16 protein-coding genes are annotated in these 17,391 nt (G+C 62.0%); 6 read left to right on the plus strand and 10 right to left on the minus strand.

The window, feature by feature from the left end:
* Positions 1-82 precede the first annotated feature (82 nt).
* The 5 genes from ACX80Q_RS13545 to ACX80Q_RS13565 form a co-directional block, all read right to left on the minus strand.
* Positions 83-1,054 carry a thioredoxin domain-containing protein gene (locus tag ACX80Q_RS13545; RefSeq protein ID WP_459331055.1) on the minus strand — a complete coding sequence of 324 codons (972 nt, stop codon included), beginning with the start codon at positions 1,052-1,054 and terminating at the stop codon, positions 83-85.
* Positions 1,055-1,380: 326 nt separating this feature from the next.
* Positions 1,381-2,082, minus strand: a complete 702-nt coding sequence (locus ACX80Q_RS13550; protein ID WP_459331056.1) for a sirohydrochlorin chelatase — start codon at positions 2,080-2,082, stop codon at positions 1,381-1,383.
* Between the two features lie 71 nt (positions 2,083-2,153).
* Complete coding sequence (locus tag ACX80Q_RS13555; RefSeq protein WP_459331057.1) at positions 2,154-3,560, minus strand: MFS transporter; 1,407 nt, start codon at positions 3,558-3,560, stop codon at positions 2,154-2,156.
* A complete protein-coding gene (locus tag ACX80Q_RS13560) occupies positions 3,557-4,777 on the minus strand; it encodes an ABC transporter permease (RefSeq protein WP_459331058.1) in 1,221 nt (406 codons plus the stop codon). The genes ACX80Q_RS13555 and ACX80Q_RS13560 overlap by 4 nt, the downstream gene beginning before the upstream one ends.
* A 1-nt stretch (position 4,778) precedes the next feature.
* On the minus strand, positions 4,779-5,720 hold the full coding sequence (locus ACX80Q_RS13565) for an ABC transporter ATP-binding protein (RefSeq protein ID WP_459331059.1): 942 nt from the start codon (positions 5,718-5,720) through the stop codon (positions 4,779-4,781).
* Positions 5,721-5,839: 119 nt separating this feature from the next.
* On the opposite strand from ACX80Q_RS13565, the gene ACX80Q_RS13570 reads away from it, so the two are divergent.
* Positions 5,840-6,259 (plus strand): hypothetical protein, encoded by a 420-nt coding sequence (locus tag ACX80Q_RS13570; protein WP_459331060.1) that lies wholly within the window; start codon positions 5,840-5,842, stop codon positions 6,257-6,259.
* Between the two features lie 60 nt (positions 6,260-6,319).
* Positions 6,320-6,916 carry a hypothetical protein gene (locus tag ACX80Q_RS13575; protein WP_459331061.1) on the plus strand — a complete coding sequence of 199 codons (597 nt, stop codon included), beginning with the start codon at positions 6,320-6,322 and terminating at the stop codon, positions 6,914-6,916.
* 90 nt (positions 6,917-7,006) lie between these two features.
* Here the strand turns inward: ACX80Q_RS13575 and ACX80Q_RS13580 are convergent, their stop codons facing one another.
* From ACX80Q_RS13580 to ACX80Q_RS13590, 3 genes are read right to left on the minus strand one after another with little or no spacing between them, the layout of a single operon-like run.
* Positions 7,007-8,110 carry a polyprenyl synthetase family protein gene (locus ACX80Q_RS13580; RefSeq protein ID WP_459331062.1) on the minus strand — a complete coding sequence of 368 codons (1,104 nt, stop codon included), beginning with the start codon at positions 8,108-8,110 and terminating at the stop codon, positions 7,007-7,009.
* Entirely contained in the window at positions 8,107-9,429 is a 1,323-nt protein-coding gene (locus ACX80Q_RS13585; RefSeq protein ID WP_459331063.1) for a geranylgeranyl reductase family protein, read from the minus strand. Before ACX80Q_RS13585 ends, ACX80Q_RS13580 begins: the two co-directional genes overlap by 4 nt.
* A 24-nt stretch (positions 9,430-9,453) precedes the next feature.
* On the minus strand, positions 9,454-10,176 hold the full coding sequence (locus ACX80Q_RS13590; protein ID WP_459331064.1) for a demethylmenaquinone methyltransferase: 723 nt from the start codon (positions 10,174-10,176) through the stop codon (positions 9,454-9,456).
* Positions 10,177-10,300: 124 nt separating this feature from the next.
* On the opposite strand from ACX80Q_RS13590, the gene ACX80Q_RS13595 reads away from it, so the two are divergent.
* The 4 genes from ACX80Q_RS13595 to ACX80Q_RS13610 all read left to right on the plus strand — a co-directional run bounded on the left by ACX80Q_RS13595 (position 10,301) and on the right by ACX80Q_RS13610 (position 14,525).
* Positions 10,301-11,647: an isochorismate synthase gene (locus ACX80Q_RS13595; RefSeq protein WP_459331065.1), complete on the plus strand. Its 1,347-nt coding sequence runs from the start codon at positions 10,301-10,303 to the stop codon at positions 11,645-11,647.
* Positions 11,648-11,811: 164 nt separating this feature from the next.
* Complete coding sequence (locus ACX80Q_RS13600; protein ID WP_459331066.1) at positions 11,812-12,747, plus strand: ABC transporter substrate-binding protein; 936 nt, start codon at positions 11,812-11,814, stop codon at positions 12,745-12,747.
* A 3-nt stretch (positions 12,748-12,750) separates the two neighbouring features.
* A complete protein-coding gene (locus tag ACX80Q_RS13605; protein ID WP_459331067.1) occupies positions 12,751-13,725 on the plus strand; it encodes an amino acid ABC transporter permease in 975 nt (324 codons plus the stop codon).
* Positions 13,722-14,525: an amino acid ABC transporter ATP-binding protein gene (locus tag ACX80Q_RS13610; protein ID WP_459331068.1), complete on the plus strand. Its 804-nt coding sequence runs from the start codon at positions 13,722-13,724 to the stop codon at positions 14,523-14,525. The genes ACX80Q_RS13605 and ACX80Q_RS13610 overlap by 4 nt, the downstream gene beginning before the upstream one ends.
* Before the next feature lie 86 nt (positions 14,526-14,611).
* Here ACX80Q_RS13610 and ACX80Q_RS13615 read toward each other — a convergent pair whose 3' ends face one another.
* Together ACX80Q_RS13615 and menD are read right to left on the minus strand one after the other, a co-directional pair.
* Positions 14,612-15,499, minus strand: a complete 888-nt coding sequence (locus ACX80Q_RS13615) for an intradiol ring-cleavage dioxygenase (RefSeq protein WP_459331069.1) — start codon at positions 15,497-15,499, stop codon at positions 14,612-14,614.
* A gap of 163 nt (positions 15,500-15,662) precedes the next feature.
* The gene (gene menD, locus ACX80Q_RS13620; RefSeq protein WP_459331085.1) at positions 15,663-17,357 is read right to left on the minus strand and encodes a 2-succinyl-5-enolpyruvyl-6-hydroxy-3-cyclohexene-1-carboxylic-acid synthase; all 1,695 of its coding nucleotides are present in this window, start codon (positions 17,355-17,357) and stop codon (positions 15,663-15,665) included.
* Between the last annotated feature and the right edge of the window lie 34 nt (positions 17,358-17,391).

Here is a 17,391-nt window from a genome sequence, read left to right on the forward strand (position 1 = left end):
CCGCATTTAAAGAAGTACGACGCCGGTCCCGCCCGCCTTGGGTGGGACCGGCGTCGTGCCTAGGTCAGCAGATTTGGGTCAGCTATTTTTTCGCAGCCAGGGCAGCGGCGGCAAAGTCGGTGAACGAACCGTCTTTCCACCGCACACCGTCCATGAACACCGTGGGGGTGCCCTGCACACCGTGAGTGGAGGCCAATCCGGTGGCAAAAGCAACGTAGGGCCTGAACGTCTTGTTGTCCATGCACTCGGCAATGTCGGACGCCCCGGCCTCCTTGGCCATGGCTCCCAGCGCCGTGTTGTCGAGGCCTTCACTGTTCTCGGCTGGCTGGTTAGCGAACAGCGAATCCAAGAACTTCTTGTAGTTCTGCGGGGATTCGCCGGCCACACACGCGGCTGCTGCTGCCGAGCGCGAGGAGTAGTTGGTGCCCGTGGAGAACCTGTCCAAGTAGGCAATGGGACGGTATTCCACGGTGATCTTGCCCTGCTCCTGCAACGCCTGGATTACCGGACCTTGGGTTTGCTCAAATGCTGCGCAATGCGGGCACATGAAATCGATGAACACCACCATTTGCACGGGTTCGCCGTTGGCTGATGCCGCAATGCCAATCTCTCCCGGGTCCAACGCCTGCCCGCCCTGCTCGGGCACCTGGGTGAGGTCCACACTGGGGTCGGTGGTGGTAGGCGGTACCAGGGCGCCGCCCTTGCCAAAGGTGATGCCGCCGAATGCGTTGGCATTGGCCGGGACCTTGCCCGTGCTGGCCACGCCACCCTTTTGGCTGGATCCGTCCGGGCTACCCGCGGCACTATCACCCGAAACACCGATCAGGAAGAGCGATGCGAACAGTGCAACCGCCCACACAACGGTGGCCAGGGTCATGACGTAACCAATGACGAGTCCGGCGATGGCCAGCCCCTTCCCGTCCTCCCCCGTTCGCTTGATCTGACTCAAGGCCACGTGCCCCGTAACAATTCCGGCCAGGCCCACAAAGAAGGAGGAGACCAGGGAAACAATGGCCAGGGTGTTGGTGCCGCGCTTACCTCCGGAGACGTACATGGGAGGGTACGGCGGCTGGCCATACGGCGGCTGTGATTGGCCATAGGGCTGTTGCTGGAACTGCGGCTGCTGATACTGCTGCTGTCCGGCGGGAGGCTGGCCGTACTGCGGCTGTTGGGGCGGCTGCGCGGGGGGCTGGCCGTACTGGGGCGGCTGCCATCCCGGCGGAATTTGCGGATCTTGCGGACCTTGCACCGGGTTTTCCCCCACGATTTTGCCTTTCGCTAGCTGAACTTCCCTCCCATCATCCCAGCGACAGCCCGGACTGCGGCCTTTGCCGCACCGTGGTCGGGCACTTTCCCGGCCGCTGGCGGGCACCAAGGCAGCTAGTCTTCGGTGCCCCGGCCCTGTGCGGCAAGGGCAGAGTCAAAGTGCTCCAAGGCAAGTTGGGCCAGCAGATCTGCGGGCAGTAGCGGATCGGTCACCAGATCAGCCCCGGCCTGGGACAGCTGATCGTGGAAGTATCCTGGTGCCAGCAAGTAAGAGGCAATGACCACCCCGGCGGCTCCTGCGGCCCGCAGTTGCGCCACTGCCTCTGGCACCGAGGGACGGGCGCTGGCACCATAGGCCGCCACAATGCGTTGTGGGCGCAGAACCGCCAAATCAGCAGCCAACACCTCAATTTGTTCGGCCGCTTCAGGCCTCGACGAGCCAGCAGCGGCCAGTACAATTCCCCAGTCCGCGGGCAAGTCGCCAAGACGCTTGTGCAACAATCCGGCCAGGCGCGGATCCGGCCCCAACGGCTTGGCGGCAAGGGACCCTGGACGGCTTTCCACTGCTTGGGCAATATCCACCTGCACGTGAAATCCAACGGTCAGCAGCAAGGGCACCACCACCGCCCGCACGCCCGGCGCCAATCCGGCCACCACATCCGGCAACGCAGGCTCCTGGACATCCACGTACGCCTCCAGCACGCTCAGGCCCGGGCGCAGTGCGGCAATTTCTGCCCTGAGTTCATTAATGCGAGCCTGGCCCTGCGCATGGTTGGTGCCGTGGGCGCAGGCAATCATCAGCGTCTCTTGCCCCATGATGGTGTCCTTTCAATGACTGTTTCCAGCCAATGTACGTCAGAAAATGATTGGGTCAATACTGTGTTGCGTCAGGGGTCCCCGGCAGCATCCACAGCCGGCCGGGCCACTGCCTTGTTGCTGATCCCCAGGGCCGAGACAATCCCGCCCGCAACAAAAAGGCCTGCTGTAATCAACATGACGCGCCGGAAGGATTCAACGTCCAGTGCTCCGCCCAACAAAACAGCCGCCAGGGCCACCGCCAAAAGGCCGGCCACCCGCGACACTGCATTGTTGATGGCCGATCCAATGCCGCTTTGTCCCGGGGGTACGGCCCCCAGAATGGCCGCCGTCAAGGGTGCAACGGTCATGGACAGACCCACCGCGAAGACGATTTGGCCGGGCAGGATCTGCCACCAAAAGTTGAAAGGCATGGCCGCCGCCGTCATGAGCAAGTACCCCGCCCCCGCCACCATAGGACCTGCCGCCATGAACCAGCGTGGCCCGTACTTGCCGGCCAGCGTCCCAAACCGCCCCGCCAAAAACAGCGAAATGACGGCGACGGGCATGGCTGCCAAACCGGCCTGAGCGGCGGAGAATCCCGCAACCTCCTGAAGAAACAGCACCACCATCAGTTGCCCCAAGGACAGGGCAGCATAGATGAAAGTGGTGGCTATGTTGCCCATGCCAAAGTTGCGGATCCGGAACAGGCCCAGGGGCATCATGGGGGCGCCCACGCGACTTTCCCACCACAGGAAACCCGCCAGGGCCAGCAGCCCGGCCCCAAAAGGGAGGTAGACAGCGGGATGCCCCCAGCCCAGGCGGCCTTGTTCAATGAGGGCGAACACTGTTCCGGCAAGGCCTGCAGCAGCCAGCACTGCCCCCACAACGTCAACCCGGCGAACCTTCGCTGTGGGGTCGGAGGACGGCATCAAAGGTGTGAAATCCGGCAGCGCCAGCCCCCTTAGCAACCACAGCGTGCCGGCAATGGGCACAACGTTGATGGCAAAGATGAGCCGCCAGCTGGCATAGTCCACCATCAGCCCGCCCACCAGCGGACCGGCCAGGAACGCCGTTCCGGTCCACGCCGTCCAGCTGCCAATGGCTTTGGCCTGGGCCGCCCCGCTGAAGGTGGAGGTAATCAAGGCCAATGAACTTGGCACCAGCAGCGCAGCACCCGCCCCCTGCACGGCGCGGGCCACGATCAGCAGCGTTGCGCTTGGCGCCACGGCACAGGCCAGCGATGCCAGCCCAAAAATGATCAGTCCCGCGCGCAGAATCCGCACCCGCCCAAAAGTGTCGGAGAGCGATCCGGCCATCAAGATCAAGGACCCCAGCGCCAGCAAATACGCATCCACCACCCATTGCTGTGTGGTGATGCCACCACCTAAGTCTTTGGTCACGGCTGGCAGGGCAACGTTGACAATGGCCCCGTCCAGGAACGCCACAAAGGAGGCCAGGATGGCCACCCACAGGACACGCTGCGCGGTGCCTGTCACGGCTTCTTGAAGAACGCGGTTCGGAGCGAGAGTTTCCGGGAATACTCAATGGATCCGTAGCGGAAAAGGTGCACGGCCACCCGCAAGGCAACCACGCCGAAAACGAAAAGTTCGGCAATCACAATGGCCGCGGAGGCGCCGTCGAGCGATCCAAATGCATTGCGGAGCATGGCCGTGATGGGTGCTGTGAAGGGGAAAAACGTGAAGATTTGGACAATGACGGAGCCGGGATCGCTGACCACCATTGTCACAATGTAAAACGGGATGAACATCATGATCATGACGGGGGCAAAGACTGTGCTGGCGTCCTTGGCCGTGGGCATGACGGCGCCGATGCCCACCAGGACACCGGTGAAGAGGATGAAACCGCCAATGAATAGCAGCGCACCCACCAGCATGGGCAGGAATTGGAACTGCAAATTGGAGAGGTCAAAGTCGGGCATGGCCAGCTGATCGTGGAAAAATATGTAGCCAACCGCCATGGGGGATGCAAACACAATGGCCTGCACGGCACCCACCATGAACAGCGAAATCACTTTACCCACCACCAAGGTGGTGGGGTTCAGGGTTGTCAGGATCATCTCGGTGACCCGGTTCTCCTTTTCCTCCAGGGTGGAGGCAAGCATTTGGTTGGCCAGCAAGATGATCACCACATAAAACAGCACCAGGAACATCAGCGGCGGAACCACGGTGTCCAGGCCACCCGACGGCTCGCCATTCTTGAACGTCTGCGACTCAGTGGCGAAATTTCCCTGCACAGCCCGGCTCAGTTCGGCCGAGCCCACTTTCTCCTGGGCCGACAGGACCACCAGCTGTTTGGCCACGGCGTCGTACGTGCCATTCTGGAAAATGCCCTGGTCCATGCCGAAAACCAGTACCGGGTCCGCGACCAGGCTGGCCGGGAAGCTGAAGTAGGCGTTGAGGGCGCCTGCCATGACACGTTCGACGGCGGTGCCCGGGTCTGTCTCCACGCTCCCGCCCATGGCCTTGGCTATGGCCGGGTCAATCAAGGCAGATGCGTCTGTGTAACTGAAATCCAGTGTCTGGGACTTTTGCTCCTCCGTCCTGGACTGGGTGGAGGAGCTGCTGGCGAAGACCAGGGCAAAAACCAGGCCTAACAATATGGGAATGGCAAGGGTAGCCATCCAGAAGCGGCGCTTCTTCACAGTCCTGGTGAATTCAAACTGCACCACTGTGCCCAGGTTATGGCGGGCCATCTCAGTTCGCCTGCCCTGTTGCATGCTGGTTTTGGGCGGCGGATGCGTCACCGTAAACCTGTATGAAAATGTCATCGAGACTGCGTTTGGCGGCCACAAATCCACTGACGGCCAGGCCGGAGGCAACCAGCTCTCTCAACACCTGGGCCTCGTCGGCAGTCTGGGTCAGGGAGAGTTCTGCATAGTTGGTTTCATGCAGGGTGATCTTGTAGTTGGGTGATTCGCCGATGGTGCCGGAGTATTTGAGCTTGATGGTGCGGCCGCCAAATTGGTTTTTCACCTCATCGACGGTGCCGTAGGCCTCGGCGTGGCCGTCCTTGAGCAGGATGATCCTCTCGCACAGGCGCTCCACCTCCTCCATTTGGTGGGTCACCATCATGACGGTGGCGCCGGCGTCCTTGCGTTCCTCAATGATGTCCAGCAGCAACCGCCTGTTGACGGGGTCAAAACCCTTGGTTGGCTCGTCCAGAATCAGCAGTTCCGGTTCATTCATGATGGTGACGCCCAGTTGAATCTTTTGTTGCTCACCGCCGGAAAGCTTGTCCACCCGCAGATCGGCCTTGTCGGCCAGATCCACTCGGTCCAGGTATTGCCGGGAGAATTTCTGGGAATCCTGCTTGCTCAGGCCCTTAAGCCTGCCAAAATACGTCATCACATCCAGCACGGACTCTTTTTTGTACAGGCCGCGCTCCTCCGGCAGATAGCCAAGGCGGGAACCAAAGTCGTCGTTGAAGACCTTGCCGTTGATCTCCAAGGTTCCCGCGGTGGGCCTGTAGATGCCCAGCAAAGCCCGGATCGTCGTCGTCTTTCCACTGCCGTTGCTGCCCAGAAACCCAAACGTTTCCCCTCGCGCAACGTCAAAGGAAAGCCCGTCGATGACTTTCTTCGCACCAAAGTGCATGTGGAAGTCGTGGATATGAATCAGAGGCTCTGCAGCGTTCATTTAGTCAGCGTAGTCACATTTGCGGCCCGTGGCGTTGGTGGCATGATCGCGGGCGCCCCCGGCGGCTTGTCCCGGCTAGAATTGTAGGCAACGCAACCGCCAATTTTTCGGAGATTTGAATGTCTGACATGTTCGTAGAGAAGTTCCGCGGCCTGGTGCCCCTGTACCTTCAGGAGCCGTGGCAGGAGGCTGACGGCATCACCGTGGCGGACCTGGATGACGTCTTTGCGGAATTGAAGATTTCGGTGCCGCTGGCCCTGCGCGAATTCCTGCATGCCTTGGGCAACTGCGAGGAAATCATGGAAGCCTACTACTACTTCTGGGATCCCGAAGAACTGGAGGTCCAGGACGGCTACCTGCTGTTCCTCGAGGATGAGGATGAGGCCTACACGTGGGGCATGCTGGCCGATCAGGCTGACGTTCCTGACCCCATCGTGTGGCGTCGCAACAATGCTACGGGCCAGTGGATCAATGAAGAGGGAACTTTCAGCGAGTTCGTCTTTGACATGCTCGACTGGGTTTTTACCGACTCCGAATAGGCCCTCATCTGCCCTGCCAAAGCTATGGGAATATTCCCTCGCTGGATGTACCGTAGCGATATGGACGCACAGGAGCATTCGCCAGCTTTGATTCCGGACCCGGCCGCCATTGTGGGGCTTGTTGAGAAGTTGGTTGTGGGCATGTGGCCCCGCTCCGACTTCGACCGAAAAGCCTTCTTCCAAGCGCTGGGTTTCACTTCAGGGGCCAAGTGGGATGAGGCCTCCACCGTCTCGGCCACCACGCACTTTGCCCTGCAAACCCCTCTTGAGGGGGAGCTTTTCAGCTCGTGGACGCAGTACAACGGGAAGTTCCTGGGCATCAGCATGCAGCCCTATACCTCCATGACCACCAATGACCCCTCCACCCGTGCGGGTTATGAGGCCATTCGGGCCCAGCTCACGGTGCACTATGGCGAGCCGGCCAATCCGTGGCATGACCCCGTTGTGCCGGCCTGCGTCTGGAACGTCAATGGCCGCCGCGTGGTGATCCGCTTCTTCAACCTGCAGCACAGCGGCATGATGCTCAGCGTGGAGGATGCGGGGCTGGCGGTGGCCGCTGCCGCGGAGGCCAAGCGGTTGAGCGTGCCCACGCATTGGAACAACAGTGAAGAGGCAGTCAGCCCGTTCGTGCTGCCGAGGCTGGGTGGCCGCGTCTAGCCGGCCAACTGACCCGCAGAAAACGCCGAAAATACACGGTTTTACCGAGATTTTCGGCGTTTTCTGCGGGTCAGTTGGCTTTGGCGGGGATCAGACGTCGCGGGAAACCACTGCTTCGGCAAAAGAGGCAAGAGCAGTCTTGACCATGCCCTCGGGCAGGGGTGCCAGTGCGGCAATCGCGTCGGCGGACCACTCGCGGGCAACCACCCACGACTCGGCCGTGACGGGGTGCTCACGCAGTGCGGCAACAGCCTCGGCTAGGGCCTCATCACTGCTCAGGTCGCCGTCAACCAGTGCCAGCACCGACACAGCGGATGCGTCACCGGCAGCGGCCGCCTTGCGCAGCAACAAAACAGGCAGCGTGGGCACTCCTTCACGCAGATCAGTTCCCGGTGACTTCCCGGAAACCTGTTTCAGGCCCGTGACGTCGATGACGTCGTCGGCCAGCTGGAAAGCCACCCCAACTTTTTCGCCGTATTCAAGCAAAACGTCCTGCAGGTCCTCGTCAACACCGGCAAAGATGGCGCCCAACTGGCCGGATGCGGCAACCAGGGAGCCCGTCTTGTCCGCAATGACTGAGAGGTAGTGCTCCACGGGATCTTCGTCCTCGCGCGGTCCAACCGTCTCATGCAGCTGCCCCAGGCACAGCCGCTCAAAGGTGCGGGCCTGGATACCCAGCGCCCGGCCGCCCAGTTCGGAAACCAGGATGGAGGCGCGGGCAAAGATCAAATCGCCCGTGAGGATGGCAACCGTGTTGCCCCAGACCTCATGGGCTGTGGGGGCGCCGCGGCGGAAGGGCGCGGAGTCCATGACGTCATCGTGATAGAGCGTGGCCAGGTGCGTCAGCTCAACAACCACGGCGGCCTGCACCACTTCTTTGCGGCTCGGGTCGCCCAAATGGGCGGCCAGCAGCACCAGCAAGGGGCGGATGCGCTTTCCGCCAGCTTCCACCAGGTGGCGGCTCGTGGCATCGGCCAAGGGATCGGAGTTGGCAATGGCTTCGCGCAGCACCTTCTCCACCTTGGCCATGCTCATGGCGATGGACGGGCCAAGCTCCGGGTCATCAGCGACTGCGGAGAAGCCTGACGGCAATTGCAAACCTGTGGCAATGGCCATGGTGCTGGGGTTGGCGTCCTGCGACTCGGGCAGCCCGTGTCCGGCGTGGGTCCAGCTATGTTTCGCGGAAGTAGTCACTGCTTAACACTAACTATTGGTAGGGATTGTTGCGTGGGCGTGCGGGGAAAGTCTTGATTACTGGTGGCTGGTACCAGCTTCTCCAGTAGATGAATCACTCTATCCTCAAAACCGCGTTCCCCGGCGTCGGTGAGGTTCGCCATCATGCGAACCACAAAACGCATCAGCACGGGGATGGGCATGCCGGTTCGCAGCGCCAGTTTCATAATGGAAGGCTTGCCGATCAATTGGGCAAAGACCCGGCCCAGAGTGAAGTGGCTGCCCCACTGCTCGCGGACATAGTCGCCGTAACCGGACAGGGCATGGTTGGCCGCCAGTGCGGAATTGGTCCCGGCCGCGCGTTGAATGAACTCCGCGGCGAAGCGGGCCGATTCCATGGCGTAGGAAATGCCCTCTCCATTGAAGGGGCTGACCATGCCGCCGGAATCGCCCAGCAGCATCAGGCCGGGTGAGTAGTGCGGAGTCCTGTTGAACCCCATGGGCAGGGCCGCGCCACGGATGGGGCCCACCTGGTTTTCCTCGGTGAAGCCCCATTCGGACGGCATGGCACCCGTCCAGTCGCGCAGCACCTGACGGTAATCGAGTTTCCCAAACGCCTTGGAGGAATTGAGGATGCCGAGACCCACGTTGGACGTGCCGTCGCCAACCCCAAACACCCAGCCGTAGCCGGGCAGCGGGTTGCCCTGCTTGTCGGGGAGTTCCAGCCACCCCTCCATCCAGTCGTCATCATGACGTGGGGAGGTGAAGTAGGTCCTGTATGCAACACCCATGGGCCTGTCGTCACGCTTTTCGTGACCCAGGGAGACGGCCGTGCGGGTGGAGTTGCCGTCCGCGGCAAGCACCAGATCGGCGAAGAAGTCCTTGGTTTCGCCCGTCTTCTTACCCGAGTCATCCAGGAGCGACGCGCGGGCACCCACCACAGTGCCGGCGTCGTCCGTCAATGCTGTGGAGACCGAGTGACCCTCAAGGATCCGCGCGCCAGCGGCACGGGCATGGGCGGCCAGGGATTCATCGAAGCCCAGCCGGGTCCGGATCAGTCCGTAGTCAGGGAAGTTGCTCAGTTCCGGCCAGGGAACCTCCACCTGCCGCCCGCCAGCAATGAGGCGCAGGCCCTTGTTCCGGCGCCATCCCTCGGCGGGGTCATGCGGCAGGCCCATGAGCTGCATTTCGCGCACCGCACGCGGGGTCAGGCCGTCACCGCACACTTTTTCGCGCGGGAAACGGGTCTTTTCCAGCACCGTCACATCAATCCCGGCGGTGGCCAGGTGGTAGGCCGCTGTGGATCCGGCGGGACCAGCCCCGACTATCAGTACCTTCACGGTGGGTGGAGTTCCTTTAGTTGGCTAGTTGGCGGGGGAAGATTCGGGCGTCTGCAGTGGCTTGACGGCGCGGTGGACTGCCACAATGCCGCCACTCAAATTCCGGTAGGCAACGTTGTGCCAGCCGGACTCGGTGAGCCAGGCTGACAGGTTGTCCTGGTTGGGCCAGACCCTGATGGATTCAGCCAGATACACGTAAGCGTCCGGGTTGGAGGCAACTTTTTTGGCGATGGGAGGCAGCGCCCGCATCAAATACTCGGTGTACACAGTGCGGAAGGGGGAAAAGGTGGGGTGCGAGAACTCGGCCACCACCAGCTTGCCGCCGGGCTTGGTAACGCGCAGCATCTCCCGCAGCGCCTTCTTCGGGTCCATGACGTTGCGCAGCCCAAAAGAGATGGTGGAGGCGTCAAAGGAGTTGTCCGCGAAGGGCAGGTTGGTGGCGTCCCCGGCAATGAAGTCGATGTCGGGGCGGCGGCGTTTGCCCACCTTCAACATGCCCACTGAGAAGTCACAGGCCACAACGTCAACGCCGGCATCGGCAAAGGGCTCGCTGGAGGTGCCGGTACCGGCGGCCAGGTCAAGGACCCTTTGGCCGGGCACAGCGCCAACTGCGTCCACCACAATGCGGCGCCACCGGCGCGTCTGCCCCAGGGACAGAATGTCATTGACGATGTCGTATTTTGGGGCCACGTCGTCAAACATGGCGGCCATTTCTTCCGGACGCTTCTCCAAGGATGCACGGTTCACTCCCTTAGTCTCTCAAACTTTGCAGCGGTTCGTGCAAAGCAGAGCGGTGTAGGACGCCACTTGTGGGCCATCACACCGTGATTGCACCGAAGTTGGGTCTACGGGCGAGTAATCTGGACTCATCATGACTGCTTCCCTGGGCATCCAAACCCTCCGCACCCTGACTACGGCCCTGGATCCGGCCACGCTGGGTGAGCTCGGCGTGAGCAACTCCGCCAGTCTGCTGGGCGCCCTGGGTGGCAACGAACCGCTGTGTTGGCTGCGGCGAGGCGAGGGATTCCTGGGCTTTGGCGAGGTCGCCGCATTCACCGGCACCGGGTCGGGTCGTTTTGCCGACGCGGAACAATGGTGGAAAACCCTGATGGCCGATGCCCGGGTCACCAACCCCCTGCTCCTGCCAGGCACCGGCGCCATGGCCTTTGGCTCCTTTGCCTTCTCCAAAACCAGCAGCTACGAATCGGTGCTGATTGTCCCGGAACTGGTGGTGGGTTTCTCCGGCGGCACAACCTGGCTGACCCACATGAGCGTGGACGGCACAGACCCTACAGCCGAATCCGCCCTGCAGCTGCTGCGCTCGGTGCTGGCCGGCGTGTCACCTTCTGAAAGTTCGACGCCGGAGCCCACTCCCGCCGGCACCGTGCGTTCCGGGGCACTCACCGAGGCCCAGTGGAGGGATTCAGTCACCGCTGGGGTGGCGGCTATTGCTCGCGGAGGCCTGGAAAAGGTGGTTTTGGCCAGGGATGTGGTGGCAACATTCGCCGATCCGGTGCAGAGAGTTTCAATTCTGCAACGATTGGTGCGTCTTTATGGCGAATGTTGGACCTACGGTGTGCATGGCCTGGTGGGCGCAACACCGGAGATTTTGATCAAGATTGACGGCTCGGTGGCGCAGGCCCGGGTTCTTGCCGGAACGCTGGACAGGGAGGACGAACCCGCTGGCTCCACCGGCTTTGCCACTAGCGTTTTGGGCGGGTCCCTCAAGCAGCGCCAGGAACACGACTTTGCTGTCCGGTCCTTGGTCCGGCAGCTGGCGCCGTTCGCCAGCGATCTGGCATTCCCTGCCGAACCCTTCATCCTGGAGCTGCCCAATGTGTGGCACCTGGCCTCGGATGTCACGGCCGAACTGGCCAGCTCCAACGGGCATTTGCCCAGTTCCTTGGCCCTAGTTGAGGCTTTGCACCCCACCGCAGCCGTGTGCGGGACCCCCCGGGAGGAAGCCGGAAAGCTGATCCTGGAGCTCGAGAAAATGGACCGCGGACCCTACGCCGGGCCCGTGGGCTGGCTTGACGGTGGCGGCAACGGCGAATGGGGCATTGCCCTCCGCGGGGCTGTCCTGGAAGACCCTCACAACGTGCGCCTCTACGCCGGCGCCGGAATTGTGGAGGCCTCGGACCCGGAGGCCGAGCTGGCCGAGACATGGGCCAAGTTCCGGCCCATGCTGCAAGCCCTGAACCTTCCACAGAACCCTTAAAGTGGGGCACTTTGTCTGGAATGTCAGACACAAGGCGCCACTCAAGGCTTGCGAGCCTGCGCAAAAAGTTGTTCAATAGTGAAATGTCGTTTACCGTGATGCAAATCACTCGGGGCTACACTATATTTCATCGACACAGTGCTCCATGAAACAAAGGGTCAAAAATGCAAATTTCATCCACGCTGACAGTTCGTCTCGCCGCCGTAGCGGCAGTAGCAGCATTGGCACTGACGGGCTGCACCACAGCGTCTCAAGATGGCGGCACTGAAAGCAGCGGAGGGCCTTCGCAGGCAGCGGCTTTCGATCCCACCACGGTGGCCAAGGACGACGCACTGATTGCGCTCCTTCCGGCATCGCTGAAGGACAAAGCGGAGATCACTGTAGGCTCCGACACCTCCTACGAACCAGCCGAGTTCCTGGACAAGGACGGTCAGACCCCCATCGGCTACGACGTTGACTTTGCCAAGGCAATCGCGGCCACGCTGGGCAAGAAGGCCAAGGTTCAGACAGCTGACTTCTCGAGCATCCTGCCCAAGCTTGGCACGGTCTATGACCTGGGCATTTCCTCCTTCACGATCAACCCGGAACGCTCCAAGGCTGTGAATTTTGTCAGCTACTTCAACGCCGGTGTTTTGTGGGCTGTGCAGAAGGGCAACCCGAAGGGCATCACCATGGATGACCTGTGCGGGAAGAAGATTGGCGTCCAGACGGGCACTGTCGAAGAGGATCCCGACGTTTCAGGCCGTTCTGCGGCTTGTGTTGCAGCAGGCAAGCCGGCCATCGAAATCATCTCGTTGAAGAACCAGACTGATGTCACCACCCGTCTGGTTGGCGGCACTATCGACGCCATGAGCGCCGACTCCCCCATCATCAAGAATGCCCTGGCCAAGACCAACGGACAGCTGGAAACCCTGGGCGACGTATACGACTCAGCCCAGCAGGGCATTGCGATTGCCAAGGACGACCTCGTGTTTGCCGGCGTGATCGAGAAGGTCGTGAACAAGTTGATCGCGGACGGCAGCTACACCAAGATCCTCGAAACCTGGAACAACACGGACGGTGCACTGCCCAAGGCAGTCCTGAACCCGACGGCTGGCTAGCCGTTGAGCCGCCTAGCTTCCCGCAGCTCCTCCCCTAGCACCGGTGATGGTCTGGAACTGATTAACGCGGTTCCAGTCCGCCACCCGTGGCGGTGGGTGGGCGCCGCTGCCATCCTCCTGGCACTGATCCTGGTCATCCAATCAATGACCACCAACCCCAAGTTCTATTGGGGAACCTTCCGGACCTATGTCTTTGACGTTCTCGTCATCCAGGGCGTGGGCTGGACGCTGATCCTGACCGCCAGCTCCATGGTCATCGCCATTGTGCTGGCCATCCTGCTGGCGTTCATGCGCCAGTCGGACAACCCACTGTTCCGGTACGTTTCCTGGGTGTGGGTCTGGTTCTTCCGTGGCACCCCTGTGTACACGCAGCTGCTGTTCTGGGGATCCATTGGTGCTTTGTACCCCAAGATCATTGTGGGTGTCCCGTTCGGCCCCGAACTGTTTTCCTGGGACACGGCCACTGTCATCAACGCCACCGTCGCGGCCATCGTGGGCCTTGGCCTGAACGAATCCGCATACCTGGCTGAGATCTTCCGCGCCGGACTGAAGTCCGTGGACAACGGCCAGATGGAAGCCGCCGAGGCGCTGGGCATGCGCAGGTCAAAGGTCATGTGGCGGATCATCCTGCCCCAGGCCATGCGCGTGATCATTCCCCCCACGGGAAATGAAACGATCGGCATGCTCAAGACCACCTCCTTGGTGTTGGCCGTGCCTTTCACCCTGGACCTGACCTTCGTGACGAATGCCTTGGCCAGCCGCACGTTCCTGCCCATCCCCTTGTTGATGGTCGCCGCGTTCTGGTACCTGGTGATCACGTCAGTGTTCATGGTGGGCCAGTTCTACATTGAGCGGCACTTTGGCAAGGGCGTGGACAACGTCATGAAGGCCCCTGTCAAGGCCACTGAAGCTGTTGCTTCCGCCCATGCGAAGCCGGCGGATCCCGCCGATGGAACCACAGAAGGTGGAAAGCTATGACCCACTCGACTTCAACGCCCGCACCGGCACCTGCCGGGGTCAAGCCGCTGGTGGAAATCCAGGGAGTGCACAAATTCTTCGGCGAGCACCATGTGCTCAAGGGCATCGACATGACGGTTAAGCCCGGCGAGGTCTCTGTGATCATCGGCCCGTCAGGTTCGGGAAAATCCACGCTCCTGCGCTGCATCAACCTCTTGGAAACAATCAGTGCCGGCCGGATCTATGTCCACGACGATCTGATTGGTTTCAAGGACGTCGGCGGCAAGTTGCACGACCTCAACACCAAGCAAATCGCCGCGCAACGGCGAGAGATCGGCATGGTGTTCCAGCGCTTCAACCTGTTCCCGCACAAGACAGCCCTGCAAAACGTGATTGAGGCGCCCACCCAGGTGAAGCGACAATCCAAGGCAGCCGCCAAATTGAAGGCGCATGAACTGTTGGAGATGGTGGGACTTTCCGACCGCGCCAACTTCTATCCGTCACAGCTCTCAGGCGGTCAGCAGCAGCGTGTTGCCATCGCCCGTGCGCTTGCCATGGAACCGGAGTTGATGCTCTTTGATGAGCCCACGTCAGCCCTGGACCCCGAGCTGGTGGGCGATGTCCTTGAAGTGATGAAGAAGCTGGCAAAGTCGGGCATGACCATGATTGTGGTGACCCACGAGATCGGTTTTGCCCGCGAAGTGGGCGACACCCTGACGTTCATGGACGGCGGCGTGGTGGTGGAGAGCGGAAACCCGCGCGACATCATCGCCAACCCCCAACATCACAGGACCAAGGAGTTCCTCAGCCGGGTCCTCTAACCCCCGCAACTGGCCCGCAGAAAACGCCGAAAATACACGGTTTTACCGTGATTTTCGGCGTTTTCTGCGGGCCAGTTGGTTTTTTGCTAGATGATGACGTTCAGGGCGGCCGCGTACCCGGCCGCGACGGAACCGGTGGTTGACGCCAATTGGTGGATGCCGCCGTCGTCCCCAAAAACCATGTCGCGCGCAAGCGGAGTATTGGGGAAATTCTGCTGGCTGGTTTCGTAGCCGGCTGACGCGTACACCTCATTGCAGGAGGCTTCCGTCATGGCGACTTGGGAGGTGCGCAGGATCTGCCCCGCCGAGGTGGCGTTGGACATGCTCTCAAACACCTCAAAGTGGATGTGCGGCCAGCGGCCGTTGTAGGCGCCCGGGAAGATCGTTGTGAACGTGAGCTGGCCGTTGGCGTCGGCCTCCTGGACACCGCGCAGGAAGTTCTCATCCTCCAGCCCCTGGTCATACAGGGAATATTGGCCTTCCCGGGTGGCGTGCCACAGGTACACGGCAGCACCGGCGAGCGGTTTGCAGCCTTGCGCATTGTCCAGAAGCGTCAAGGTGACTGTCAGCGGCACGCCCTGGGCCTTGGTAGTGGAGGTGCCAAAACTGGCCACAATGTCCCGGCGGACCACCCCGGATGCCGTGAGGACGTCTGGTCCGTTGGAGCCGTCGGCCGGGTACGGGCCACCAGTTTCTTCAGGGGTGTCCGGGCTGTTGGCGGTGCATTCGGCCAGGGCACGGGTGACTTGCGCAGTGGCAACGGGCGCAGTGCTGGAGGTGGCAGCAGTTGCAGACGCAGTGGCCGACGTGGCACCCGACGTTGAGGCGGTGCCACCGGGAGCTGGCGTGCAGGCCGCCAGGCCCGCTATGGCGCCGGCACCGAGCATGAGGCCCAAGGTGCGGCGGCGGGTGAACATGGTGCCCAGATCAAATTCCAGGCCCCTGTCGTGGTCGGGGTGCGGTGAGTTGTTCATGGCATCCACTCCATCAAGGCTTGCTATGCATCAACTGTGATTCCACTGTACTGAGCTTGGAAGCTTGCAACCAGCCCCCGGCGCAAACGCCGCCTTCCCAACTGGCCCGCAGAAAACGGCGAAAATTCAAGGTTTGACGTGTTTTTTCGGCGTTTTCTGCGGGCTAGTTGGTTTTGAGGGCGGCGGCGATGCGGGCGTGGAGTTCGCGCAGGCCCGCCCGCGTGGCCGCAACCTCGATGATGCGCCGTCCGTCCACCGGCCCGGCCAGCGCGGCATCCAGTTCAGCGGCGGAACTGACCAAGGTGTGGCTGAACCCGTAGGCAGCGGCAAGAGCCGCGATATTCACCGTGTGCGGCGTGCCAAAGAAACGTTCGACGGCGGCCGCGTAGTCGGGTGCCGCAGCGAGCTCACCGTGTTCCAAGACCGAGAAGATGCCGCCTCCGGAATCATTCAGGACGATGATCTCCAACGGGGGCGCCTGCTCACTGGAACCGATGTTCAGCGCACCGGAGTCATGCAAAAAGGTCAAATCTCCGACCAGGACACGGGTTGGTTTGTGGGTGGCCAGAGCCACCCCCGTGGCCGTGGCCACAGTGCCGTCGATGCCCGCCAGGCCGCGGTTGGCGAAGACCCTAGCGTTACTTCCTTCAGTGGGCTTTCCGGCCAGGTCGACGTCGCGCACGGGATTGGAGGAACCCAGTACCAGGTTGCTGCCCGGATCCTGCTGGGCCCTGGCCCACACCTTGCGGGCCACCAGCTGGCCAGCCAGCGTGCCGGGCTCCGGCGTTTTTGCCAACACAGCGTCGAGTGCAGCTTCAGCTTTTGCGGCTGCATCCTGCCAGGCCTGTTGCCAGCCTTCGGGTCCGCACCCGGCAAAGCCAATCAGCTGGTCCCACTGGGTCAGGACCAGCTCAGGCCGCCGGCCGGGCTCAAACCACGTCACGGGGCTTGGCAGGTACAGTGCCCGTTCCAGTCCCGCAGTGGCCATCAATTGGCTGATTTCCCGGGATAGTGTGGGGCGGCCAAAGAGCACCACCCGCTGGATCGGATTGGCACTTTCGGGCCCAAACCGCTCAAGCAGGAGGCGGTAGGGGCCAATGGCGTTGGGCCCAAAGCGGGCATTGGAGGATGGTTCCGCCAGCAGCGGCAACCCCAGCATGCGGGCAAAGTACTCGGCCTCGGGGCCGGCGCCGTGCCCGGCCACCACAACCGTCCGGTGGCTGGTGGAAGGCAACACCATGGCGAGTTCGGGCGCTTCGACGGCCCCCACTAAGACACCATCCGCACCCGGCGCATCAACAACCGGCAGCAGCCGTTCCCATTCGGAGCCGTCCAGAGCGGGCGTCAGCGGGTCCCGGAACGCCAAATTAACCTGAACAGGCCCGCCAGGGATGCCCTCGAGCCGTCCGCGGGCGGCACTGAGGGCCGTGGAGATCGCGGAGGTGGGGTCAATGCCGGCCGCAACGTCAGTGGCGAAGCGCACGTGTTCGCCAAAGAGATCCAGCTGGTTGGTTGTCTGGTTGGCCCCCGTGCCGCGCAGTTCATCGGGCCTGTCGGCGGACAGCACCACCAACGGAAGCCCGGCATGGTTTGCCTCCATCACGGCGGGCAGCAGATTGCCCACGGCGGTTCCGGAGGTTGTCACCACGGCCACGGCGGCGTCAGCTCCCAAGGCAAGCCCCAGCGCGGTAAATCCGGCCACACGCTCGTCAATGCGCACATAGGTGCTCAGCCTGCCGTCGGCTTCCGCCTCGGCCAGGGCATACACCAGGGGTGCGCTGCGCGATCCCGGCGCCAGCACAACATGCGCCACCCCTGCGCGCTCCAGCGCGTCTACTACATAGCGGGCGGAGTCCATTGAGCTAAGAAAAGTCACAGCCCCATCTAATCAT

The organism is Arthrobacter sp. HLT1-20 (assembly GCF_054510895.1).